17 protein-coding genes are annotated in these 22,367 nt (G+C 51.1%); 8 read left to right on the forward strand and 9 right to left on the reverse strand.

All coding sequences use genetic code 11. From position 1 onward, the window contains the following. Positions 1–48: 48 nt before the first annotated feature. The 3 genes from EPV75_RS10410 to EPV75_RS10420 form a co-directional block, all read right to left on the reverse strand. Positions 49–831 (reverse strand): EI24 domain-containing protein, encoded by a 783-nt coding sequence (locus EPV75_RS10410; protein ID WP_068649526.1) that lies wholly within the window; start codon positions 829–831, stop codon positions 49–51. After that, positions 831–2,198: an NAD-dependent succinate-semialdehyde dehydrogenase gene (locus EPV75_RS10415; protein WP_128385347.1), complete on the reverse strand. Its 1,368-nt coding sequence runs from the start codon at positions 2,196–2,198 to the stop codon at positions 831–833. The genes EPV75_RS10410 and EPV75_RS10415 overlap by 1 nt, the downstream gene beginning before the upstream one ends. 74 nt (positions 2,199–2,272) lie before the next feature. Next, entirely contained in the window at positions 2,273–3,475 is a 1,203-nt protein-coding gene (locus tag EPV75_RS10420) for an EAL and HDOD domain-containing protein (protein ID WP_127119266.1), read from the reverse strand. A gap of 554 nt (positions 3,476–4,029) precedes the next feature. On the opposite strand from EPV75_RS10420, the gene EPV75_RS10425 reads away from it, so the two are divergent. Beyond that, positions 4,030–5,661, forward strand: a complete 1,632-nt coding sequence (locus tag EPV75_RS10425; protein ID WP_128385348.1) for a phospholipase D family protein — start codon at positions 4,030–4,032, stop codon at positions 5,659–5,661. Positions 5,662–5,797: 136 nt separating this feature from the next. On the opposite strand, the gene EPV75_RS10430 is transcribed toward EPV75_RS10425, so the two are convergent. After that, entirely contained in the window at positions 5,798–7,132 is a 1,335-nt protein-coding gene (locus tag EPV75_RS10430; RefSeq protein ID WP_128385349.1) for a dihydroorotase, read from the reverse strand. Between the two features lie 168 nt (positions 7,133–7,300). Between EPV75_RS10430 and yidD the strand changes: the two genes are divergently transcribed. From yidD to ppx, 3 genes are all read left to right on the forward strand, one after another. After that, on the forward strand, positions 7,301–7,609 hold the full coding sequence (gene yidD / locus EPV75_RS10435) for a membrane protein insertion efficiency factor YidD (RefSeq protein WP_128385350.1): 309 nt from the start codon (positions 7,301–7,303) through the stop codon (positions 7,607–7,609). 173 nt (positions 7,610–7,782) lie between these two features. Further along, positions 7,783–9,894, forward strand: coding sequence for a polyphosphate kinase 1 (gene ppk1 / locus EPV75_RS10440; RefSeq protein WP_128385351.1), 2,112 nt, complete (start codon positions 7,783–7,785; stop codon positions 9,892–9,894). A gap of 175 nt (positions 9,895–10,069) precedes the next feature. After that, entirely contained in the window at positions 10,070–11,584 is a 1,515-nt protein-coding gene (ppx, locus tag EPV75_RS10445; protein WP_127119263.1) for an exopolyphosphatase, read from the forward strand. An 8-nt stretch (positions 11,585–11,592) separates the two neighbouring features. Here ppx and EPV75_RS10450 read toward each other — a convergent pair whose 3' ends face one another. Continuing rightward, a complete protein-coding gene (locus tag EPV75_RS10450) occupies positions 11,593–12,690 on the reverse strand; it encodes a ferredoxin reductase domain-containing protein (RefSeq protein WP_029938846.1) in 1,098 nt (365 codons plus the stop codon). A 107-nt stretch (positions 12,691–12,797) separates the two neighbouring features. Next, the gene (locus tag EPV75_RS10455) at positions 12,798–13,295 is read right to left on the reverse strand and encodes a hypothetical protein (RefSeq protein ID WP_029938847.1); all 498 of its coding nucleotides are present in this window, start codon (positions 13,293–13,295) and stop codon (positions 12,798–12,800) included. A 274-nt stretch (positions 13,296–13,569) separates the two neighbouring features. On the opposite strand from EPV75_RS10455, the gene pyrE reads away from it, so the two are divergent. From pyrE to EPV75_RS10470, 3 genes are all read left to right on the forward strand, one after another. Continuing rightward, entirely contained in the window at positions 13,570–14,211 is a 642-nt protein-coding gene (pyrE, locus tag EPV75_RS10460; RefSeq protein WP_128385352.1) for an orotate phosphoribosyltransferase, read from the forward strand. Positions 14,212–14,243: 32 nt separating this feature from the next. Beyond that, entirely contained in the window at positions 14,244–14,783 is a 540-nt protein-coding gene (locus EPV75_RS10465; RefSeq protein WP_127119260.1) for a SixA phosphatase family protein, read from the forward strand. Between the two features lie 92 nt (positions 14,784–14,875). Next, positions 14,876–18,382: a methyl-accepting chemotaxis protein gene (locus EPV75_RS10470; protein ID WP_128385353.1), complete on the forward strand. Its 3,507-nt coding sequence runs from the start codon at positions 14,876–14,878 to the stop codon at positions 18,380–18,382. A 99-nt stretch (positions 18,383–18,481) separates the two neighbouring features. On the opposite strand, the gene EPV75_RS10475 is transcribed toward EPV75_RS10470, so the two are convergent. Beyond that, positions 18,482–19,237, reverse strand: coding sequence for a sulfite exporter TauE/SafE family protein (locus EPV75_RS10475; protein WP_029938851.1), 756 nt, complete (start codon positions 19,235–19,237; stop codon positions 18,482–18,484). A 35-nt stretch (positions 19,238–19,272) separates the two neighbouring features. Next, complete coding sequence (argB, locus tag EPV75_RS10480) at positions 19,273–20,187, reverse strand: acetylglutamate kinase (RefSeq protein ID WP_029938852.1); 915 nt, start codon at positions 20,185–20,187, stop codon at positions 19,273–19,275. A 143-nt stretch (positions 20,188–20,330) separates the two neighbouring features. Here argB and EPV75_RS10485 point away from each other — a divergent pair, with 143 nt between their 5' ends. After that, positions 20,331–20,879, forward strand: a complete 549-nt coding sequence (locus tag EPV75_RS10485) for a YbjN domain-containing protein (RefSeq protein ID WP_128385354.1) — start codon at positions 20,331–20,333, stop codon at positions 20,877–20,879. Positions 20,880–20,901: 22 nt separating this feature from the next. Here the strand turns inward: EPV75_RS10485 and EPV75_RS10490 are convergent, their stop codons facing one another. Next, a complete protein-coding gene (locus EPV75_RS10490) occupies positions 20,902–22,209 on the reverse strand; it encodes a hypothetical protein (protein ID WP_128385355.1) in 1,308 nt (435 codons plus the stop codon). Positions 22,210–22,367: the final 158 nt, after the last annotated feature.

Here is a 22,367-nt window from a genome sequence, read left to right on the forward strand (position 1 = left end):
TTGAAATGGTGAATCGGTTCACGAAACGAACCGGAAAACGATGAGTCGTTAATCGATAATGGTATCCGCGTCACTTTTCGACCCAGGTTCCAATGACAGCTGGTCGAAGTAATAATGCGACAAGGCGATGACCGCCAGTACCGGTGCGAAAAAGCTGATAATCGGGAACACACTCAAAGCATACAGCACCCCGACGGCGAAAGTCGGCGGCCAGTTCGTCAGCGGCTTCAAGCGGCTGAACAAGGCTTCCGGCAGAATCACCTGCCCCACATCCAGCACCACCGCATAACGGAAAAACAAGAACCCGATCAACCAAAACCACACCACATTGATGAGCGGCACAAACAGCAGCGGGAAAGTCACAATCAACAGCAGCAAAATCAACAACCCGAATTTCACCAGTTTCCAAATCATGCCCAACATCGAGCCGTGACCGTGGTATTCGGTGTGCGGATAATGTTTGTCATGCACCGCTTTCACCAGCGAATCGGTCATAAAGCCGGTCACGATCATTGCGAACAACAGCACCAGATAACTGCCGAGCACGATGCCCAGCAACCCGGCAATCACCGCGACAGTAAAGCCCAAAAACCAGAGCACCAATCCGCCCACCAACGGAATCGCGCCGATGGTGTTCTCGGCTTGAAGCTTCCAACTTTCAAAGTCCTGTACAAACGCACTCTGCGTAATGAAGTCGCTCGTCAACAACAGGCCGAATACGCCATACCCCATCAACGAAACCAAAACCAGGCCAACGGCGAACGGAATAAACAGCCGAATCAGAATGGCCGGTTCTTTCAAATCGACCAGGGTTTTCCAGAGCAATGTCATTATTTAATCCAAATGCTTTTAATATTAGTGAATTCGCGAATGCCTTGTCCCGACAGTTCACGCCCGTAACCGGAATGCTTAATTCCTCCGAACGGCATGCGCGGATCGGAAAAGGTAATGCTGTTAACAAAGGTCGCGCCCGATTCCATGCCACGTGCCATGGTTTCCGCCGTGGCCGAATCATTCGACCAGATGGAACCGCCCAAACCGAAGTCGGTGGCATTGGCCAGCCCGAGTGCATGCGCCGGCTCGGTGGCTTTCAATACAATGGCGACCGGCCCGAAAAACTCCTCGCTGAACGCCGGCATATTGCTGGTCACATCCGTCAGAATGGTGGGCGCATAATAACACCCCGGGCGATCCAACTGATAACCGCCGGTGACGATTTTCGCCCCCATTTCAACCGACTTGGTGACTTGTTGATGCAACTCGTCGAGCAAATCCTGACGCGCCATCGGCGCCAAGGTCGCATCCGATTCCATCGGATCACCCGCTTCGAACTGTGACTCCACCGCCGTTTTAAAGCGCTCGATAAAGTCATCGATAATCCCCGCGTCCACGATAAAGCGCTTGGAAGCGATACAACTTTGCCCCATATTCATGAAACGCCCTTTCACCGCATTTTCCACCGCTGTCTGAATATCGGCGTTATCCAGCACGATAAAGGCATCGGAACCGCCCAATTCCAGCACGGATTTTTTCAACTCTTCCCCGGCGACACTGGCCACTTTACGACCGGCCGGTTCACTGCCGGTCAAAGACACGGCTTTGACCGCCGGATGGCGAATCACCGACTCCACCTTATCGGAACCGATCATCAAGGTCGTGAAGACCCCGTCCGGGTATCCGGCCTTACGGAACACTTCTTCAATCGCCAAAGCACACTGCGGCACGTTGGAAGCGTGTTTCAACAAACCGATGTTACCGGCGGTAACGGTCGGTACCGCAAACCGCAATGCCTGCCAGAACGGGAAATTCCACGGCATTACGCCCAGCACCACGCCCAGCGGCAAATAGGCCACATAGCTTTTGCTGGCATCGGTTTCAATCATTTCATCGGCCAGAAACCGCTCTGCATTTTCGGCATAGTAATCGCACAACCAGGCGCACTTTTCGATTTCGGCCACCGCTTCAGCGTAACGCTTGCCCATTTCCAGCGTAATCAACTCCGCCAAGACTTCCTTGTCGTCCAACAACACATCGCCCAGGCGATTCAACAATGCGATACGGTCGGACAGCGGCGTCAGTTTCGACCAGTCGGCAAAGCCGTAACCGGCTTGCGTGACCATCTCGTCGAGCGTGGCTTGATCCCAGGTATCGAATTCGGCTAACAGTTCATTGGTTGCGGGATTGATTGATTGCATCATAGTCGTTCCTTCTTTGGTTACGGCTGAACGTAAACACGGTCCATTCTAGAATGGCGGCCTCGCCGCCGAAAAGGTTAAGGGTTATCCATGGCCTGTTGCGCCCAAGCCGAGGCTGACAGCAGCAAATTGGCCAAATCGGAAATGCCGACTTCGCCATAACGAAGATTGGCGACGGTTTCTCCGGCACTTTCCAATTGTTTCAAGCACGACAGCGCTTCCCCCATCGGGCCACGATAATGAATCAAGGCCTCTTTCACTTCATCGGACAAAGGCATTTCGTCGAGAATTTCGGCAATCGGGGCGCGGAAAAACGCGCCCAGATTTGAGAAAAGGCCGACCAAAAAGAAAGTGTCGCGTTCACGGGCATGACCGGTTTTTTCAGCCAACTTTTCACAGAAATTAGCGCGCATCAGCGAGGTGGTCAAGAGTTCTTTCGGCGCATCTTCCAAATCGCCCAGCATCATCATATTGACCCAGAACTTCAAACGCTTCAGCCCCATGTATTTCAAGGCATCGGAAACCGACTCGACCTTGATGGGAATCATGGTCGCCGGATTGTTCACCGCCACCAATAACTTGTGCGTCAAGGCGACATCCTGGCTCAAAATGCCGGACAGTTCTTCGAATTTGGTTTTGGGGTCGTTGATTTTGGACATCAACTGCAACAAGGTCAGCTTGTTGCCGGTCAATTTCTGACCGTTCATCACCACTGGATTGGTGAAAAAGTAGCCCTGAAAATAATCGAAACCGATGCGTTTGAGATAATTGAACATCTCTTCGGTTTCCACCCGTTCCGCAATCACCTTGACGCCTTTTTCATGCAAATCCTGCAACATGGACTTCATTTTGACTTCGGAGTGAGCTTCGTTATCGATTTTGACGAAATCGCTAATCGAGGCCAACTTAACGCTGGATTCATCATCGATAAAGTTATCCAGCGCAATGGCGGAACCTTCCAGCTTCAAGGCCTTCAAGCTTTTGAGAATCTCGACGTCCTTATTCACGTCGTTGGGGATTTCCAACACGATGTTATGGTTCTGGTCGAAACTCGGCCATTTCGCTTTGGCAATCAACTCGCGCGGCAACTGCATCACCGCCGCATGAGAACCGACAATCGACTGAAACCCGATTTCGGATTCGGTCTTTTCCAACAATTGTTCAGTGGCTTCAATGGTGGTTTGGTTGGGGTTCAGTCCTTGATGAAATTCCAGCTCATACGCAAAGACTTTCATATTACGATCAAGAATCGGTTGGCGGCCAATAAAAACTTCTGACATGATTCATTCCTATTGCACTCAGAGTGACGCTTTCGTCGACGACGATTGTTATGTTTGATACGTTTTCACGCGTACCTCAAACTTTAACGCCGAGCCAGAACGAACGCAAGCAAAAATGGTTGGGCCAATCCGAAAGTTGGGCCAAATCATCTGACTTTCCGCCAGGCCTGGTGGTTTCGGGAATGTGATCGGCAGATGAACATCTCGCCGCCGACATGGCCTTACAATGGCATTTGAAATACATGCTTCCAAATACATTGGGCGTCGCCGCCCTGTCACAACGATTTACTGAAACCTAAGCGATGACCGTTAGAAATTCAATTTATAAAAATTTATTTCTGTATTCGCTAAAATTATAAAAACCGAATTGACGAAAAAGAGACCGACTATGGCATTTTCTTAAGGCATTTAGCGAACCTAAACAGACCCAGTGTCGGTCGACAGCCGGGCTGTCACCACTTATTTTGAACACACAACTTTTGAACCATATAACGGAAGCGCCTACTTCACGATCATACGGCGAACCCCATCTCTCTGATCTTGGGCCATTGATTATGACCGACATTCTAAAAATTAGCTTGCTGGGGGTTTTGTTATTCACCCTGACGTCTTGTGCAATCGCTCCCAAGCAAGCAACCGAAAGCAATGTCCAACTGGAACAGGAATTTAGGCCGTTATTTTTAAATTCCTCTCTCAAACACCCAATCCAAGCGGGGAAAGGCTTTTCCTATTATTTTTCCGAGAAAACATTAAACTCGCCAGAAAGCAGTGGATTTTTACCGTTAAGCGACCCGATGGATGCGTTTTCGGCCAGATTGTTTCTCATTGATAACGCCCGCGAGACAATCGATATTCAATATTATCTTTTTCACAATGGTGACACCACATCGATTCTGATTGATCACATTTTGCAGGCGGCGAACCGGGGCGTGAAAGTCCGAATATTGCTGGATGATTTGGACATCGCCAGCAAAGACAAAATCTTGTCGATGACCAATCTTCACCCCAATATTGAAATCAAACTGTTTAATCCAATTTATTTTCGAAAAGTCCTGCGAAACTGGTCCCTGGTTTTTAATATGGATACGTTGGGGCGGCGCATGCATAACAAATCTCTGACCGCAGATGGTTTGGCGACCATTATTGGCGGGCGCAATATTGGAGATGAATACTATGCCGCCGATGATGGTCGCTTGTTTCTAGACTTTGATTTGATGAGCGTCGGCCCTTTTGCGAAAGAGGTGGAATATCAATTTGATGTCTACTGGCAAAGTGATTGGGCGGTTGCCATTGATCAACTGGCCAAATATAAATTTGAAAGAGAAGACTTTAAAGAAAGTTTAGAGGCTTATGATTCATTATTGGAATCAAAAAACGTCCTCGAAACCAGACAAAAGCTGGCAAAGACTCCCTTTTCAAAACGCTTTCAGAAAACCGAAGGTTCCCATTATTTAGACGTCTTCTATGCTCGACCGAAATTTTACTTTGACCCGCCGAAAAAAGTCAGCGCGCAGATGGATCACAACAAAACCATCAGTGGTCAAATAGGTTCATCGATAAACGTTGAAAAAGAAATCATGATCGTTTCGCCTTACTTCATTCCTTCGCCTCAAACCATCAAGGATTTCGAACAGTGGATCCGTCAAGGCATCAAAGTCACGGTCATTACCAATTCAATGGCTTCCACCGATGTCGCCGTGGTCTACAGCGGTTATCGTGAGTACAGAGATGCATTATTACAAATGGGCGTTCATCTTTATGAGTTACGCCCTAGAGTCATTATCAATGAATACCCTCATTCGGTGAACCCTCGCGAACAGCATTTGTCTTTGCATACCAAATTAATGTTGATTGACGGGCGCTATCTCGTGGCCGGTTCGGCCAATATGGATCCAAGATCGAAACAGCTAAATACCGAATTGGTGGCCATCCTCGATCAGCCGGTACTGGCCCAACAAACCCAAACTCAAATAGAGAAAGTGCTCAATGGTCATTATGTTTACAAACTGGCTTGGGACCCGATTCCGGAAAGTGAAAAAGCCAATGCTTACGAAGACTATGGCGTAGCTTGGCATTATCTGGAGGATGGAAAACCCAAGGTGGCTTACCATTCCCCGGAAACCAGCCTCTGGCGCAAATTCTCCGTCGGCTTTATGTCTTTGTTTCCAATAGAAGGCTTGTTATAAACGCCTGAAAAGTCAAAAATTTTACCGTTCTGGCCACTCTGTCCACGACAGCACACGGAGTCTAATGCGCCTCATCGGCTTCATGCGTTCCATCGGTCACCGTTTTAGCCAGGCCTGGTGAAAATGCGGATTCCGCTTAACGGGTAAATGTCAGGCGTTGTCCTGGCGTAAACTCGGCGAATTTGCCTTGGTGGTATTTCAGTTCGCCATTAACGATGGTGCTCATCACCGACGATTTGAAGGTGTGGCCTTCCCAAGGCGACCAACCGCATTGGTAGAGATTATTTTCTCGGGTGTCGGTATGCGGACGGTTCATGTCCACCAACACCAAATCGGCGGCATACCCTTCACGGATAAAGCCGCGCTTTTCAATCTGGTAACGGATGGCGACGTTGTGCGAGGTTTTCTGCACCACGGTTTCCAAATCGAACACCCCGTCATGCACCATATCCAGTAACGCCGTCAGCGATTGCTGCACCTGTGGCAAACCGGCCGGCGTGCCGAAGTAGGAGTCACTTTGTTTTTCTTCCCAGGTGTGCGGCGCATGGTCGGTGGCAATGATGTCGATCCGCCCTTCTTTCACCGCTTGGCGAATGGCATCACGATCGGACTGTTGTTTGATGGCCGGGTTACATTTGATCAAACCGCCTTTTTCCGCGTAATCGTCGGCGGTAAACCACAAATGATGCACACAGGCTTCGGCGGTGATTTTTTTGCCTTCGACTGGCCCCGGGGCAAACAACGCCATTTCTTCGGCGGTGGTCAAATGCAGAATGTGCAAATCGGCCCCGGTTTTCTTCGCCAAATCCACCGCAAAAGACGACGACTTATAGCACGCCTCCCGACAGCGAATATCCGGATGGTATTGCATCGGAATCGCATCACCGTATTTTTCGCGATACAGGGCTTCCTGTTCTTTAATCATCGGCGTGTCTTCGCAATGTGTGGTAATCAAGGTCGGGCTGTGGGTGAAAATATCGGTCAACGCCTGCTCACGATCCACCAGCATGTTCCCGGTGGACGCTCCCATGAAAATCTTCACCCCGCAGGTCGCGTTCGGATCCAGTGCTTTGACTTCTTCGATGTTGTCGTTGGTGGCGCCCAGATAAAACGAGTGATTGGCCCAAGCGGTTTTGGCGGCCAGTTCATACTTGGCTTCCAAATTTTCCAACGTGGTGGTGGTCGGTTTCACGTTCGGCATGTCCATAAAGGTCGTTGTACCGCCCGCGATCGCCGCTTTCGATTCAGTCGCAATACTGCCTTTGGCCGGGAACCCAGGGTCGCGAAAATGCACTTGGTCATCGATAAACCCAGGCAATAAATGTTGGCCGGCCGCGTCGATGGTCACGTCCGCCGCCACCGACAACTGCGGTGCGATTTGCGCAATCACGCCATCTTGAATAAACACATCGGCTTCAAAAATTCGGCCTTCGTTAACGATTTTGGCTTGGGTAATCAATAAACTTTTCATAAAACGGACTCTTGTATTGCAATGCGAATAACATCATTTTAAACCCTTGAACCGATTTGCACAGCGAAAACCCATGAAATTTTCATATCCTGACAAAATCATCTTCACGCAACCGTGAATGTGATAAAGTAACACTTTCTATTTTCAACCGAGAAAACCGCTTCCGTCATGAACCCGTTCAAATGGCTTGTCATTCTGCCGATTCGCTTTTACCAGCTATTCATCAGTCCATTACTGGGGCCACGCTGTCGCTTTTATCCGAGCTGTTCCCACTACACCATTGAAGCGATACAACAACACGGTGTCTTGTGTGGATTATGGCTGGGCGTCAAACGGGTCTCCAAATGCCATCCCGGCAACCCTGGCGGTGTTGACCCGGTGCCGGAATGCGGTTGCTCGCATCATGACAAGAAGGCTTCGACCGCCGACAAGCCCCCGACTTCCGTATCTGAGTCCGAAGACCGTTCGAAAGACTGAGCGCAAATTTCATTTTATCGTCATCTAGCGGCTCTATACTGCCTGTCACGAACGGCTGTCTTTGCAACGCCACACCGAATCCCTCTTGTAAATCGGCCTAGAAAGAGGAAAATATGAAGGTTGGCACTCGGCCAGCTGCACAGTCGACCATAACAACAATATCAGAGGACGCCATGGAAACCGAAACGACGATTGACACCCCCTACATCAACCAAGAACGAAGCTTACTCGAGTTTAACCGTCGCGTTTTGGCCCAAGCGAAAAACCCCGACATTCCATTGTTGGAACGCTTGAAATTTCTATGTATTTCCAGCAGCAACATGGATGAATTCTTTGAGGTGCGCCTAGCCAGTCTGTATGAGTTGTGCAAAGATCCGTCCGCACGCACCCAACCCGACAACCTGACGCCGCACGACGCCATTGAGGTGTTGTCGGACGTGGCCCACGAATTGGTGGACGACCAATACCACACCCTTAATAACATTCTGATTCCCGAACTGGAAAAAGAAGGGGTTCGTTTTCTGCGCCGCAACCACTGGACCGACCAACAAAAAGAATGGATCCGTAACTATTTCATCAAATCCTTACAGCCGGTGATGAGTCCGATGGGGTTAGATCCGTCACACCCTTTCCCGAGACTGCTGAACAAGAGTTTGAACTTCATCGTCTCGTTGGAAGGCAAAGACGCTTTCGGACGCTCCAACGGTTTAGCCATCGTACAGGTACCGCGTTCCTTGCCGCGCATCATCAAACTGCCGCCGGAAGCCACCGACGGTTCGAACGATTTCGTTTTCCTATCATCCGTGTTGCACTCCAACGTCTCCAACCTCTTTCCGGGTATGACCGTGACCGGCTGTCACCAATTTCGTATCACCCGTAACACCAATTTGTTCATCGACGAAGAGGAAGTGGACGACATTATGAGCGCACTGGAAGGCGAACTGAGCAGCCGTCAATACGGCGGCGCCATTCGTCTGGAGGTCTCCGACAAGTGTCCGAAAAACATGTACGAATACCTGATGGACCGCTTCAACCTGAACGAAGAACAACTCTATCAGGTCAACGGTCCGGTGAACCTGCACCGCCTCAACGCCGTGCCGGATTTGGCCAAACGACCAGACCTGCTGTTCGAACCTTATTCACCGAGACAGTTGACGGTCAAGGAAGCCAAACAAGGCGCGTTCAAACTCTTTACCCGCAACAAGGCGCCGCAAACCCTGTTTGACCAAATTCAACAGCGCGACATCCTGTTGCACCACCCGTACGATTCTTTCACGCCGGTCATCGAGTTCCTGCAACAGGCCGCCAAGGACCCGAACGTACTAGCGATTCGCATGACCCTTTACCGAACCGGTGAAAAATCGGCGATTATCGACGCCTTGGAAAAAGCCGCCAAAAACGGCAAGGAAGTCACCGCCGTGGTAGAACTGCGTGCCCGCTTCGACGAGGACAACAACATCATCCAGGCCAACCGCCTGCAGGATGCCGGGGTCAATGTGGTTTACGGCGTGGTCGGTTACAAGACCCACGCCAAGATGATTCTGGTGGTGCGCCGCGAAGGCGAGCATTTACGCCATTACGTCCATCTCGGCACCGGTAACTATCACCACATCACCACACGTTTCTACACCGATTTCGGATTGTTTTCCGCCCACCCGGAAATGGGACGTGATGTCTCAAAAATCTTCCAACAACTGACCAGTTTGGGCGACACCAAAAACTTGCAGGTGCTGTTGCAGTCCCCGTTCACCTTACAGAGCGGCATGGTTGAACGCATTCAACGCGAAGCGGAAAACGCCCGGCAGGGCAAACCGGCGCGCATCATTGCCAAAATGAACGGTTTGCAGGAACAAGGCATGATTGACGCTCTCTACGAAGCGTCTCAGGCCGGCGTGGAAATCGACTTAATCGTGCGCGGCATTTGCAGCTTACGCCCCGGCGTGCCGGGCTTATCGGAAAACGTTCGGGTCACCAGCATCATCGGTCGTTTCCTGGAACACCACCGCGTCTATTACTTCGAAAACAGCCAGGGCGAGCCGGAACTTTTCTGTTCCAGTGCCGATTGGATGCGCCGCAACCTCTTCTCGCGCGTGGAAACCTGCTTCCCGATTCTGGACAAAAAACACTTCCAGCAAGTCTATACCGAAGGGTTGGCCATTTACCTAAACGACAACACCGGCGCTTGGCAACTGCAAGCCGATGGCTCCTACACTCAAAAAGCCCCGGCCGACGGCGAAGAACCCTTCAACGCCCAGCGCTGGCTGATTGAAAAATATTCCAGCTAAAACGATTGCCCGACCATTAACCGACTAAGCGCCGATGGTCAGTCGGCGTGGTTCATCGTTTGCGAATCATCCATTTTCACAGTAAGCTGTAACAGACAGGTCAGGGACGGCCGATTTTCATTTTCGCCAAAAGCGAGTAAACTATGCCCCTTTTTCGCCAACTCAGTAGCTTAAAATGACAGAAACGACCGCCGAACCGAATCAAAATATCTACGCCGCCATCGACCTCGGCTCCAACAGTTTCCACATGGTCATCGCTCGCGAAGTCCACGGTCAGCTACAGATCATCGACAAGCATAAAGAGATGATTCGGTTGCGGTCAGGCCTGGACAAAAAAGGTTATTTGACCCCACAAGCCTTTCAAAACGGCATCGAATGTCTGGAACGTTTCGGCCAGTTGATTAAAAACATTCCGTCCCACCAAGTCCGCGCCGTCGGCACCAATACCCTGCGCAACGCCAAGAACAGCCATGAGTTTCTCAGCCAGGCACGACAAGCCCTTGGCCACAGCATCCAAATCATCGCCGGACAGGAAGAGGCCCGCCTGATTTACCTCGGCGTGGCGCACGGTCTGCCGCAAAACGACGAGCAACGCCTGGTGATGGACATCGGCGGCGGCAGTACCGAATACATCATTGGTCAGAACTTCACCTACAGTCACCTCACCAGCACCGAAATGGGCTGCGTCAGCATCACCCAAAAGTTCTTTTCCAAGGAAGACATTACGGAAAAACGCATGAACAAAGCGATTTCCGCCTGCCGTCAAATCATCCGCCCGCACCTGTTGAAACTGACACGCCTTGGCTGGGACTGCGCTCTGGGCGCTTCCGGCACCATCAAGGCCATCGGCACCATCCTGAAAGACAATGACTGGAGCCCTTCCGGTATCACCTTAGACGGCATGTACCAGTTGCGGGACGCGATGATTGCCTCGGATTCGCTGGCCACTTCCGGCATTCAAGGCTTGAAAGACGAACGGGTGCCAGTGTTGCCGGGCGGCTTGGCGATTCTCATCGCCACCTTTGAGGAACTGAAAATCGATCAGATGCAGGTGTCTTCCAACGCCTTGCGCGAAGGCCTGATATTCGACACCCTTGGCCGCCTGTTCGCGGAAGACGTGCGCGAAACCAGTGTCGCCGCCGCCCAGGCCTGGTTAAAAATCGACTTACAACAGGCCAACGCCATCGCCCGTACCAGCGAGATGCTGTACAAACAGGCCCACAACAGTTGGCAATTGCACGACGGCGATTACAGTTATGAAAAGTTATTGAACTGGGCGGCGCGCCTGCACGAAGCCGGCATGGCGCTGAGCTACAAGCGTTACCGTCATCACAGTGCCTATTTGATTGAAAATTCCGAATTGGCGGGTTTCACCCAGGAAGAAAAGCAGATGCTGTCGGCCATGTTATTGAACCATCGCGGCAAGTTCGTGCCGGATGTCTACGACAAGTTCGATGCGCCACACAACAACAAACTCAAATACCTGACCGTCTTGCTGCGCTTGGCGGTGCGTATTCACCGCGGGCGTGAAACCGACATTCCGGACATTCTGCTCTACATTGAAGACGAGCGCAGCATTCGCCTGCAATTCGAAAACGACTGGCTGCCGGAACACCCACTCACCCAGCTTGACTTGGATGTCGAAGCCGGGCGTTTGGCCGCCGCCGGTTTTGAACTGACGTATCAGTAGAATCGCAATCAGTAAACGTCGAACTGCACCCGTCGGCTCTTTTTCCAGTCGTGCCACAGTGCTTCGGCAGCCGCTTCGTCCAACCCGCCCTCGGTTTGCAATATCTTCAGCAACACGCTTTCCACGCCCACTTTGAGCTGGTTTTTGTCGCCGCACAAATAAAAGAACGCTCCGTCCGACAATAATTTCCAAACCGCAGCACGGTCTTCCCAAAGTCGATCCTGCACATACACTTTATGCGCCTGGTCGCGGGAAAAGGCGGTGCGTAAATGCAAGCCTTGGGTTTCCCACTCCGCCAGAGTGGTCTCGAACAGATGACTTTTATCTCGATGGGTTTCCCCGAAAAACAACCAGGCCTGGTGATTTTGCACACAACGCTCTTCCAGAAACCACTCCTGCAAAAAACCGATAAACGGCGCAATACCGGTACCCGCACCCACCATAATGATCGGCGCCGGTTCACACAACGCATCTTCCAAAGCATGCGGCAATTTGAAGTTACGGTTTTTGCTCAAGGCGACATCAATGACGTCACCCGACTGCAACGCACTCAACGCCGTGGTGACCAGCCCTTTACGCTCCCGCTCGGCACGCTCGAACGCCACCTTGCGATACACCAAATCCACGCGTTTGTCGCCCACCGCCTTCGGGGCGGAAGCGATGGAATAATATCGCGGCGCCAAGGGCGCCAACAGTTCACAAAAGGACAGGCCTTTGAATTGTGGATACGCCTCCAGCAGATCGACGATGTCGCGCCCTTCGGCGTACGCCATCATCTCCGCACGGTCGGCCCAATCGTCCAATCCTTCCTGACGTTTGAGCTTGTTCAGAATCGCCGGACTCAGCTGCGTCAGTTCCAGATGATAATGCAAGGCTTCGCGCACCGGCATTTCACCCAACCGCCGTAGCTCAATCCGTTCGTCGCCGGACAGTTCCAGTTTCTGCAACACCAACTCGACCAGCTCGGGGGAATTTTCGGCCGACACCATCAACCAGTCTCCTGGCAGGTAATCGAGCGCGTCTTCGGTTTCCAGACCGATGTGAAACACATCTTTTTCCGGATGGTCAGGCGTCAAAAGTTCGTTGAATAGCACTTTGGCTTGCATGGAATGTCCTCACGATTCGTGTTGGCCATCCATTATAGGATGCAACGGCTTTTTTACAAAACCGTTGCCAGAGAGTAATAAGGATACAAAAAAGAAATCGGTCTGAATCAGCCACGCAGGTTTTCAATCAACACACTGAGCCACGGCGCAGTGGCCAGAATGGTCACCGCCGACATCAACCCGGAAATCAACCCGATACCGACCTGCGGAATCAGGTTATTGTTTTTGATTTCGATGTCGGACATTTGACGCTCGACGGCGGCGAAAATATCGACTTGTTTTTTCAGCAAACTGTTCAAGGTCCGAATCTGCTTGAACAGCAATTGCTGCTCTTTTTCGACCTTATCACGCGACTTTTCGGAAACCGCTTCCAGATCATGCATTTGTTTCGCCAACTGGCCAATGGAGGCATCCATCTGTTTGACCAGACTTTGAATCGCCACTTTATCGTCTTTCAGCCACTCGAAATCCGGCGAAACCATGTCTTCCATATCAATCGAATTGAACTCCTCCGCCTGGTTCTGGGCGCGATGACGTCTGAGCGCCTGTTCCAACAATACGCTTTTCGAGCCGAGAGGTTCCACTTTACTGAGGTCAATAGCCATTTTTCCGTCCTTTTATGAGTGATGCGAGGTGACAAAAAGTGTCAATATTCCGTCACCTGAATTGTCTTTGTGACATCACTTGCAGGATGTGTGCCAATTTCGTTTTTTCTGCACTACGCGATTTAACGGATGCCTGATAGAGCGCCTTTCGAGCGGACAGAAATGCATAAAAAAATATATGATTTCAGTGGCAAAAAACTTTATCCCTAAAGTGCTTGAGAAAAAAAAACCGCATGGTTAAGATAACCTGACGAAAAGGAATGAATACACACGAATGAACAAAGCAAAATTTATTGAATTTATCATGGAAGCCGGCGTCTTGAAGCTGGGCGAATTCACATTGAAATCGGGCCGTAAGAGCCCTTATTTTTTTAATGCCGGTCTCTTCAACACCGGCGGGCAACTTGCCCAGTTGGCGGAAGCTTACGCGGCCACCATCTCCGACAGCGGTGTCGGGTTCGACGTTCTCTTCGGCCCCGCTTATAAGGGCATTCCGCTGGCGGCCACCACCAGCGTCGCATTGGCGAAAGATTTTGCTTTAGACAAACCCTATGCGTTTAACCGCAAGGAAGCGAAGGATCATGGTGAAGGCGGCACCATTGTCGGCCACCCGTTGGAAGGCGATGTGCTGATTATTGATGATGTCATCACCGCCGGTACGGCGATTCGCGAATCGATGGAAATCATCCGTTCGCACGGTGCCCGGCCAGCCGGCGTGGTGGTTGCATTGGATCGAATGGAGCGCGGCCAGGGAACCCAATCCGCCATTCAGGAAGTGGAAGCGGAATATGGCATTCCGGTCTTCAGCGTGATTGACCTGAACGATATCATCGACTTTTTGACCGAACAAAGCGATGATTCGACCATTTTGGCATCCATGAAAGATTACCGTGCCAACTACGGCATTGACACCTGACGAATGTAAACAACCAGTGAGTAAGCGACGACGTGGCAAATAAACTTCGAGAGCTGCTGTTATTGCGGCATGCGAAATCCGACTGGAAAAAACCGGACACGGCCGACATCGACCGCCCGATTTCCGATAAAGGAAAAAAAGCCGCCTGCAAAATCGCTCATTGGTTCGGCGAACAGAACATTTGGCCAGACCTGGTGTGGGTCTCACCGGCCAAACGTGCGCAACAAACGCTCAAGCGCCTGAATTTGCCAAAAGACATTCCGGTCGAAACCCAGGACGCCTTGTATATGGCCGATCGAACCCAACTGCTGGCCTTATTGGCCAAGATACCGGATGGATTCGAACGGGTGTTGCTGATTGGCCACAACCCCGGCTTTGAGGACTTGATTCATTTTCTCATTGGCGACCCGAAAGAAGACGGTACCAAATTACTGCCGACGGCGGCGTTAGCGCAAATGGTATTAGGCCATAACTGGCAACATTTATCCGCGGGTGATGGACGTTTATCGCACATAACCCGTCCGAAAGACATCGCTCGGCCTTGCAAGGAAAAGGACGCTCCCGCAAGCTGACAAATTTGGCTGGGCATACTTTATGCTAAGCGATTGATTCAATAAGACAATAACAACGATAACAACTCAATAAAACTGTCAGAGGCACCGGTATGACACAAGCAAACAGACCCCTTATCGATGAACAAGTCGAAATTCCGGATTACTATCGGATCATTTCCCGAACCGACCTTCAAGGAACCATCCTGGAAGCCAATTCCGAATTCATCGAGGTCAGTGGCTATCCTACCGATGAAATCATCGGCCAACCCCACAACATTTTGCGTCACCCGGACGTGCCAAAAGCCGTCTTCAAGGACTTTTGGGATACGCTGAAAGCCGGACTTTCCTGGACGCAAATCGTCAAAAACCGCACTAAAGACGGTCGCCACTACTGGGTCAAGGCCAACGCCGCTCCGATTGTTGAAAACGGCAAATCCATCGGCTACATTTCCGTCCGCACGCCCGCCACCAAAGAAGAAATCGCCACCGCCTCAGCGGCCTATAAAGGCATTAATGCCGGGCGCCTAGTGATTCACCGCGGCAAAATCCAAAAACCATCCAGTTATCGTTTCGACCAACTCAATCCGTTTAATCGCATGAAAATCATGAGCAAACTGGCGGTCACCGGTTTGATCCTGGTCGTGCTCGGTTTTGCCATCAGCGCCACGCTTGCGGAAATCGACTACTTAAAGGCGGAAGACGAAAACGCACAAATTCGTAAAGAACAGATTGTTCGCGATCTCGACAACTACGTCTCCAAATATGAACTCGTCAGCTTGAATACAGCCATCGGATTAGCCGCCAACCCGGATGTGATTCGTTCACTGGAAAGCGGCGATAACCGTCTCGCCAAAAAAGCCTTGGACGAAGATTTCAATTTGATTAAAAAGGTATCCGGTCAAACGGTTCGTGCTCACATCCATGATGCACGCGGCCACTCTTTCCTACGTTCCTGGCGCGATAAATCCGGTGACGACCTGAAATCGTTCCGCTATACCGTCAACCAGGTTCGCGAACGCCAAACAGCCGTCACCGGCATTGAGCTGGGCCGTGCCGGTGCCGCTATCCGCAGCTTGTCACCAATATTCAGCGAAGACGGCTCCACGTTCCTCGGTTCCGTCGAAATCGTCTCCAGCATTAAATCCCTGGTGAAATTCCTGCAAAACGACGCCATTGATTACGTTTCACTGTTCACCCCTAACGCGTTGGATATCGCGGTCAAAGCCAAAGACAATCCGAAATTCGGTAACCTGACGCTGGCCAGCACCACGGATTTCGCACCGGAAACCGTCGAAAAATTGAAAGCCATCGATATCAATCGCTTGATTGATAAAGGTCAGTTGATTGCCAACGGCGCTTTCTACGCGTTGAAGCCGATTACCGATACCAATGGAGATATGATCGGTTACCACATTTTCATTGAGGACATGACCAAGCTCAATGGCTTAAACAAAGCGGCCGCCAACGCGGCCATCGATTCGGTCGTCAATGTCGGCGTTTCAATGCTGGCACTGATCATCATCTTCCTATTACTCATCAAAACCAATGTCATTCGTCCGTTGAAGCGTATTGTCGACGTCATGACTCACGCCACGGAATCCGGCGATTTGAGTACCCGTGTCGACGCGTCCCATAAAGATGAAATGGGGCAGTTGGCCGAAGCTTATAACAACCAGATGCAATCCGCACAAGTCTCACTGGGTGAAGCTGGCCGCATGATGAAAGACATCTCCGAAGGCCGCCTGAAAACCGAAACCATCATTCCGATGACCGGCGATTATCAGGTCATGAAAACCAATCTGAATAATGCCTCCAAAGCCTTGCAGGAAACCTTTGGCGAAGTGCGCGGTATCCTCAAGGAAATCCGCGCCGGTAACTTCAACTACGAAACACACCACCAGACCCGCGGCGATTTCAGCGATGCGATGAAAGACGCCCAAGCCGCCATGACCATTCTGAAAGGCGTTTTCTACGAAGTGAACGAACTGATGAGTCAAGTTGCGGAAGGCTTCTTCGGCCGCCGAATCACCTCAAAAGCCGAAGGTGAAATCCAGGAATTGAAAGACAACATCAATGCCTCACTGGACAAACTGGAAAGCATCATCCAACAAACCACCCAAGTCATGATTGCCCAAGGCACTGGCGATTTACGTGCGCGTATCGACATGGAAACCGACGGTACTTTGGCGGTTTTGAAAGCCGGGATCAACAGCTCCATCACCAACATCGGTAGCTTGCTGTCGCAATCGACCTATTCCATCAAAAAACTGTCCGATGGAACCATCAAGATTTCCAACGACATCTCCGATTTGTCGGCTCGCACTCAGCAGCAGGCCGCGTCATTGGAAGAAACCGCCGCGAGTATGGAACAAATCACCTCCACCATCCAGCAAACCGCCAATAACGCGAAAGAAGCCAATGAAGCCGCCACGGCGTCTTTATCGGAAGCCCGCGAAGCCAATCAAGTAGTGCACAAAACCATTGAGTCCATCAATGAAATCAACGAAGCCAGTGCCAAAATTTCCGAAATCACCGCACTCATTGACAGCATCGCTTTCCAAACTAACCTGCTAGCGTTGAACGCCGCAGTGGAAGCCGCGCGTGCCGGCGACCACGGCCGCGGCTTTGCCGTGGTAGCCGGTGAGGTCCGAACGCTGGCCGGTAAATCCGCCGATGCCGCGAAAGACATTCGTCAGTTAATCGACAATACTGTTGAAAAAGTCCACGAAGGCGCAAAACTGGCGGATGAATCCGGAAAGGCACTGGAACTGATCAACGACTCCATCGCTCGGATCGGCAGTTACGTCAGCGAGATTTCCCAAACCTCCGCCGAACAGGCCAAAGGGGTTGAACAGGTCAATATCGCTATCAGCAGCATTGACCAGGTGACGCAACAAAACTCCACGCTGGTGGATGAAACCGCCGAACGAACCGCAGAGATGAGTCGCTTGGCCGAAAGTGTCGATGAATTGATTGGCACCTTCAAAATCGATTTGGATCAAATCGCTTTCCGGACGGCGATGGAAAGCGGCATGTTTACCTTTGCCCACGCGCGCCGCGCCCACCGCCAATGGAAAGGCATCATCACCGCTTATGTGGAAGGCATCGACATTGAGTTTGACCATGCCGCGGCGACCGACCACCACAAATGTGCGCTCGGTCAATGGTATTACGGTCCGGAAGGTCAGAAATACATGCACCTTCAGGAAATGAAGGATGTTGAGAAATGGCACGCCGAGTTGCACGCCATCATCAAACGCATTCTGGAAGCCAATAAAGTCGACGATACCGAAGCGGTCAAACATGAATTCCGCAATCTTGACCACGCCAGCGAAGAAGTCATCAAATACTTGTCCTTGGCCGAAAAAGCCGTGGTCCGAGAAGCTAGGTTGCATGAAGACACCACACAGACATCCGCGGTTAGCGGTCGCCCCACCCCCAAACTGGCGGCGTCCAAAACCCCGGAAGCCAAACCGGAAAAACCGGCCGCGAAACCGGAGGACAAACCGACAAGCTCTGGTAGTAAGCCAAGTAAGCCGGCTCCGGAAGCTGGCTTGCAAAAACCGGCGCCTTCCCAACCGAAACAGGATAATGGTGATGAATGGGGTGAATTCTAAAACCTCATTGCTTAGCCCATTTCAACCCGCAAACAAAAAAGCCCCTTCAGATTTCTGAAGGGGCTTTTTTATAACATAGACACGACTAAATTGACTGGCTCAAACGGCTCTTACAATCAAAGCGACACCAACACACACCGTGACCACTTCAAAACTGCGTTTCACCAATTGATTGCCTTTGATAATTGAAAAATGCGCGCCCAGGTAACCACCGATTAGCGACCCCAGAATCAGGGCCGGCAACCAATCCCATTGAATGTGGCCAAGCCACCCTAACGTGGCGGCACCAAAGCCGTTCCAAAAAATCCCCACCAATACCAACGTATAAGCCACCGCGGCCTTATAGTCCAAACCAAACCACACAATCAACCAAAGGGTGACGAACAGCCCGGAACCGGATGTCAGAGAGCCATTCACGGCACCGATTGCAAACAAGACCAAACCGCCCAACAGCAGGCCTGGCAGGTTTCGGTGTTTAGGATCGGACACATGCCCTAAATCGGGTTTAAAATAAGAGTAAGCTCCCAGACTCAGCGTCAATATTCCCAGTGCCAATTGCGCCCAACGGTCATCCACCTGCAAAATGAGGTTGGCGCCCAGCAGCACTCCCGGCAAGCCTGACAGCAGGATCAAACCGACAAAACGGACATCGAATTGAGAGGATTGCAAATGCCGGGCCGTGGCGCCCAGCCCGAGAAACACACTGGCGACTTTATGAGTCGCAAGGGCCACGCTGAACGGCAACCCCAAAAACAATAACGCCGGTAGCTGTAACAGGCCGGCGCCCCCGCCCGCCAAGGCGGATAATAGATTGGCTACAAACGAAATAACGAATAACAGCAACTGATCCTGCATGTGTCGTTACCCGTTCCAGCCGTTAAATCGAACCACTATCGCGAAGTGATTAAGGTGCCGACACCTTCATCGGTGAAGACTTCCAGCATCACCGCATGTTCGACACGCCCGTCGATAATGTGTGCCGATTTCACGCCACTCTGCACCGCATCCAGTGCACACTGGATTTTCGGCAGCATACCGCCGTAAATGGTTCCGTCTTGAATCAACGCATCCACCGTGCTGGCATTCAACCCGGTGAGCAATTCACCTTGCTTGTCCAACAAGCCCGGGGTATTGGTCAACAACATCAATTTCTCGGCTTGCAGTGCTTCCGCGACCTTGCCCGCCACCAAATCGGCATTGATGTTATAGGAATGACCTTCGTAGTCGACCCCGACCGGTGCGATGACCGGAATAAAATCGTCCTGAATCAACATATCCAAGACCTTGGTATTGATGCGCACCACTTCACCGACATGCCCCAAATCAATTAACTCCGGCGCATTCAAGGATTCGTTAAAGGTCGTCATTTCCAGTTTACGGGCCTGAATCAAATTACCGTCCTTGCCGGTCAACCCCACGGCATTCCCCTTGTGTTGGTGAATGAGGTTAACGATTTCTTTATTGACCATGCCGCCTAACACCATTTCCACGATGTCCATGGTTTCCGAATCGGTTACACGCATCCCCTGGATGAATTCGGATTCCTTACCCACTCTCTCCAACAGGTTGCCGATTTGCGGGCCGCCGCCATGCACCACCACCGGGTTCATGCCCACCAGCTTCATCAAAACAATGTCACGTGCAAAGCCGTTTTTCAACGACTCTTCCGTCATGGCGTTGCCACCATATTTCACCACGATGGTTTTACCGGCAAATCGTTGAATATAAGGCAAGGCCTCCGCAAGAACGGAAGCGATGTTCTGAGCTTGAGCTTTATTTAAATTCATGGTGTTCTGAACTCTCATGACGGACTCTTAACAAAAGGGGTTAAAGCGCTTATTCTACCATTTTTGATCGCCGTCAACGCCTTAAACCGATTGGCTTTTGCTTGAGTCAAAGCCTGAGCATCGCTACAATGCAAGCATTCACACAAATTTAGGATGCACGTATGCGACTCCTCGTCTTACTTCTGACGGCCACAATGCTCGTCACCGGCTGCGAAAGCCTTTCCAAACAACCGTCTTCTCCGCAAGATGACGTCATGATTGACCTCAAAAACAAAAACAATGCCGATGCCACCAAAATTCTGTCCAATGTCTTGCAAGATAACGGCTACACCGTGCGCAAAGTCTCCCAGGATCAATTCATCGTGACCTATAACCAGCATAATTACATTCTGGAACCGAAATTGATGAAAAACAGCTTGAGCCGCATAGTGGTCAGCCGTTTGTTTGAAATCAAAGAAGAGTATCAACACTCGCCGAAACTGTTTGTTCTCGTGACCTCCTTGAACCGCGATCTGAACTTTGCCAAATTCTCGATTCTGCCCGGTAACCGGGCCGGCCATGTGCAAACCGCCATCACCTTCGCCCACGAAACCGTATCATTGGATGAAATCAAGCAATTCATTGCCTGGTTCGACGACAGCTTGGCGGAAGTCAAACAGATGGTTCCGCGCGAAGCGCTGGACATGATCAAGCACACCTCCCGCCAGTAAACACTCACCGCCGGTGTGCGAATCAGGTTCCGTCAGAATAGCGGCTTTCGATTTTTTCCAGCAACGCCTTTCGCTCGGCGATAGCCTGTCGAATGTATTCGAATAACTGTTCGAAAAAGTTTTTCGCGTCGTCGGGCTTGTCCGATTCGGTGGTATCAAATACCGATTGACCGGCTTGATTCAGACGTGCCTGCCAGCTATTCTGAGCCTGCTGCATTTGGTTCATCGCCACCGCAAAAGCTTCAAACTGTTCCACCTGACGCTCCGAAAACAAACCCGTCGCTTCGACGTCCAACTCATCATCCGAGACACGATCACTCAAATCGATGGACTGCGCCGTTCGAACCTCGCCGTCTTCCATCAAGACCATCCCGGCGGCTTTTACCTGCCCCAACAGTTCCCCTTGTGAGCTACGTAAATCGCCGCTTTGTTCAACGTTACCCAAATAAATCGCGCCCACGCCTTTGGAAGCCAAACTTACCAATTGAGTGTCGTTCGATTGATCCGTCCAAAGTTGTAATTGTTTAAAAATCGGGTCGGCCTCATCAATCCAGCCATTGCCGTCGACATCATACTTCGCCAAATCGGTGAAACCGTTACCGCTTTCGGTGCCGAACAGCTCGGAGCCATCATTCACCTGACCGTCGCCATTCAGGTCCAATACCAAGTAACCGCTGCCACTTCCCAACTGCGCCAGCGACTGTTCGTCGCCGTCACCATTTAAATCAAACTCAAAATATTGATCGCTCAAGGCCACCGAATCCGTTCCGAAATTGATGACCAACGGGTCGCTCATCACCTGAGCGCTCATGGTTGCTTTGGTCTCGGCGGAAATACTTGTCATCGAGGTATGCGAGGTAAACAAATTGAAATTGATGCTGCGGCCATCGGCCAGTGTCACCTGGCCTCCGGCCGACATAGCGGAATAGGACTGGGTCTGAATCGTCAATTGATGCGCAAACTCGAAGGTCACCTCACCACTGACACTCAAATTCGGACCGTCTCCGGCCGGAAACACTCTCTGGTTGGCGATACTGGCGGCTTCGCCGGCCAAACTGACTTGAACGAGCTGTTTCGTCAAGTACTCGCGCTGGTGTACGGTTTGAACGTCACCATCAGTGACTTCGGACGCCGACTCAAATCTCTGACGGGAATCGTTACGATAATGGAATTGCTCGGATTGCTGAAAATTGACACTCAGGTTCAAGGCTCTCAAACCACCTGGCGCCGTATTGATGCTCTCGCCGACGGCCACCACGGTTTTATCCGAGCGTTGCGCGTCATAGCGATGATACTGCTCGAGCTGAACAGCAGAAGATTGGATAATCATAAGTGTACTCCACGATATTAAACAACTTTCCCTTATTTAAATCACGGCACCACACACCGTGAATCGTAGAATCACATTTTCATTTCTGGTCGATGAACTGTGACAGCCTGGCGTTTGGAGGTTAGCCTCTCTGTGTATTATTAATCACCAAGCCTGAT

It is taken from the genome of Hydrogenovibrio thermophilus, assembly GCF_004028275.1.
Classification (GTDB): Bacteria; Pseudomonadota; Gammaproteobacteria; order Thiomicrospirales; family Thiomicrospiraceae; genus Hydrogenovibrio; species Hydrogenovibrio thermophilus.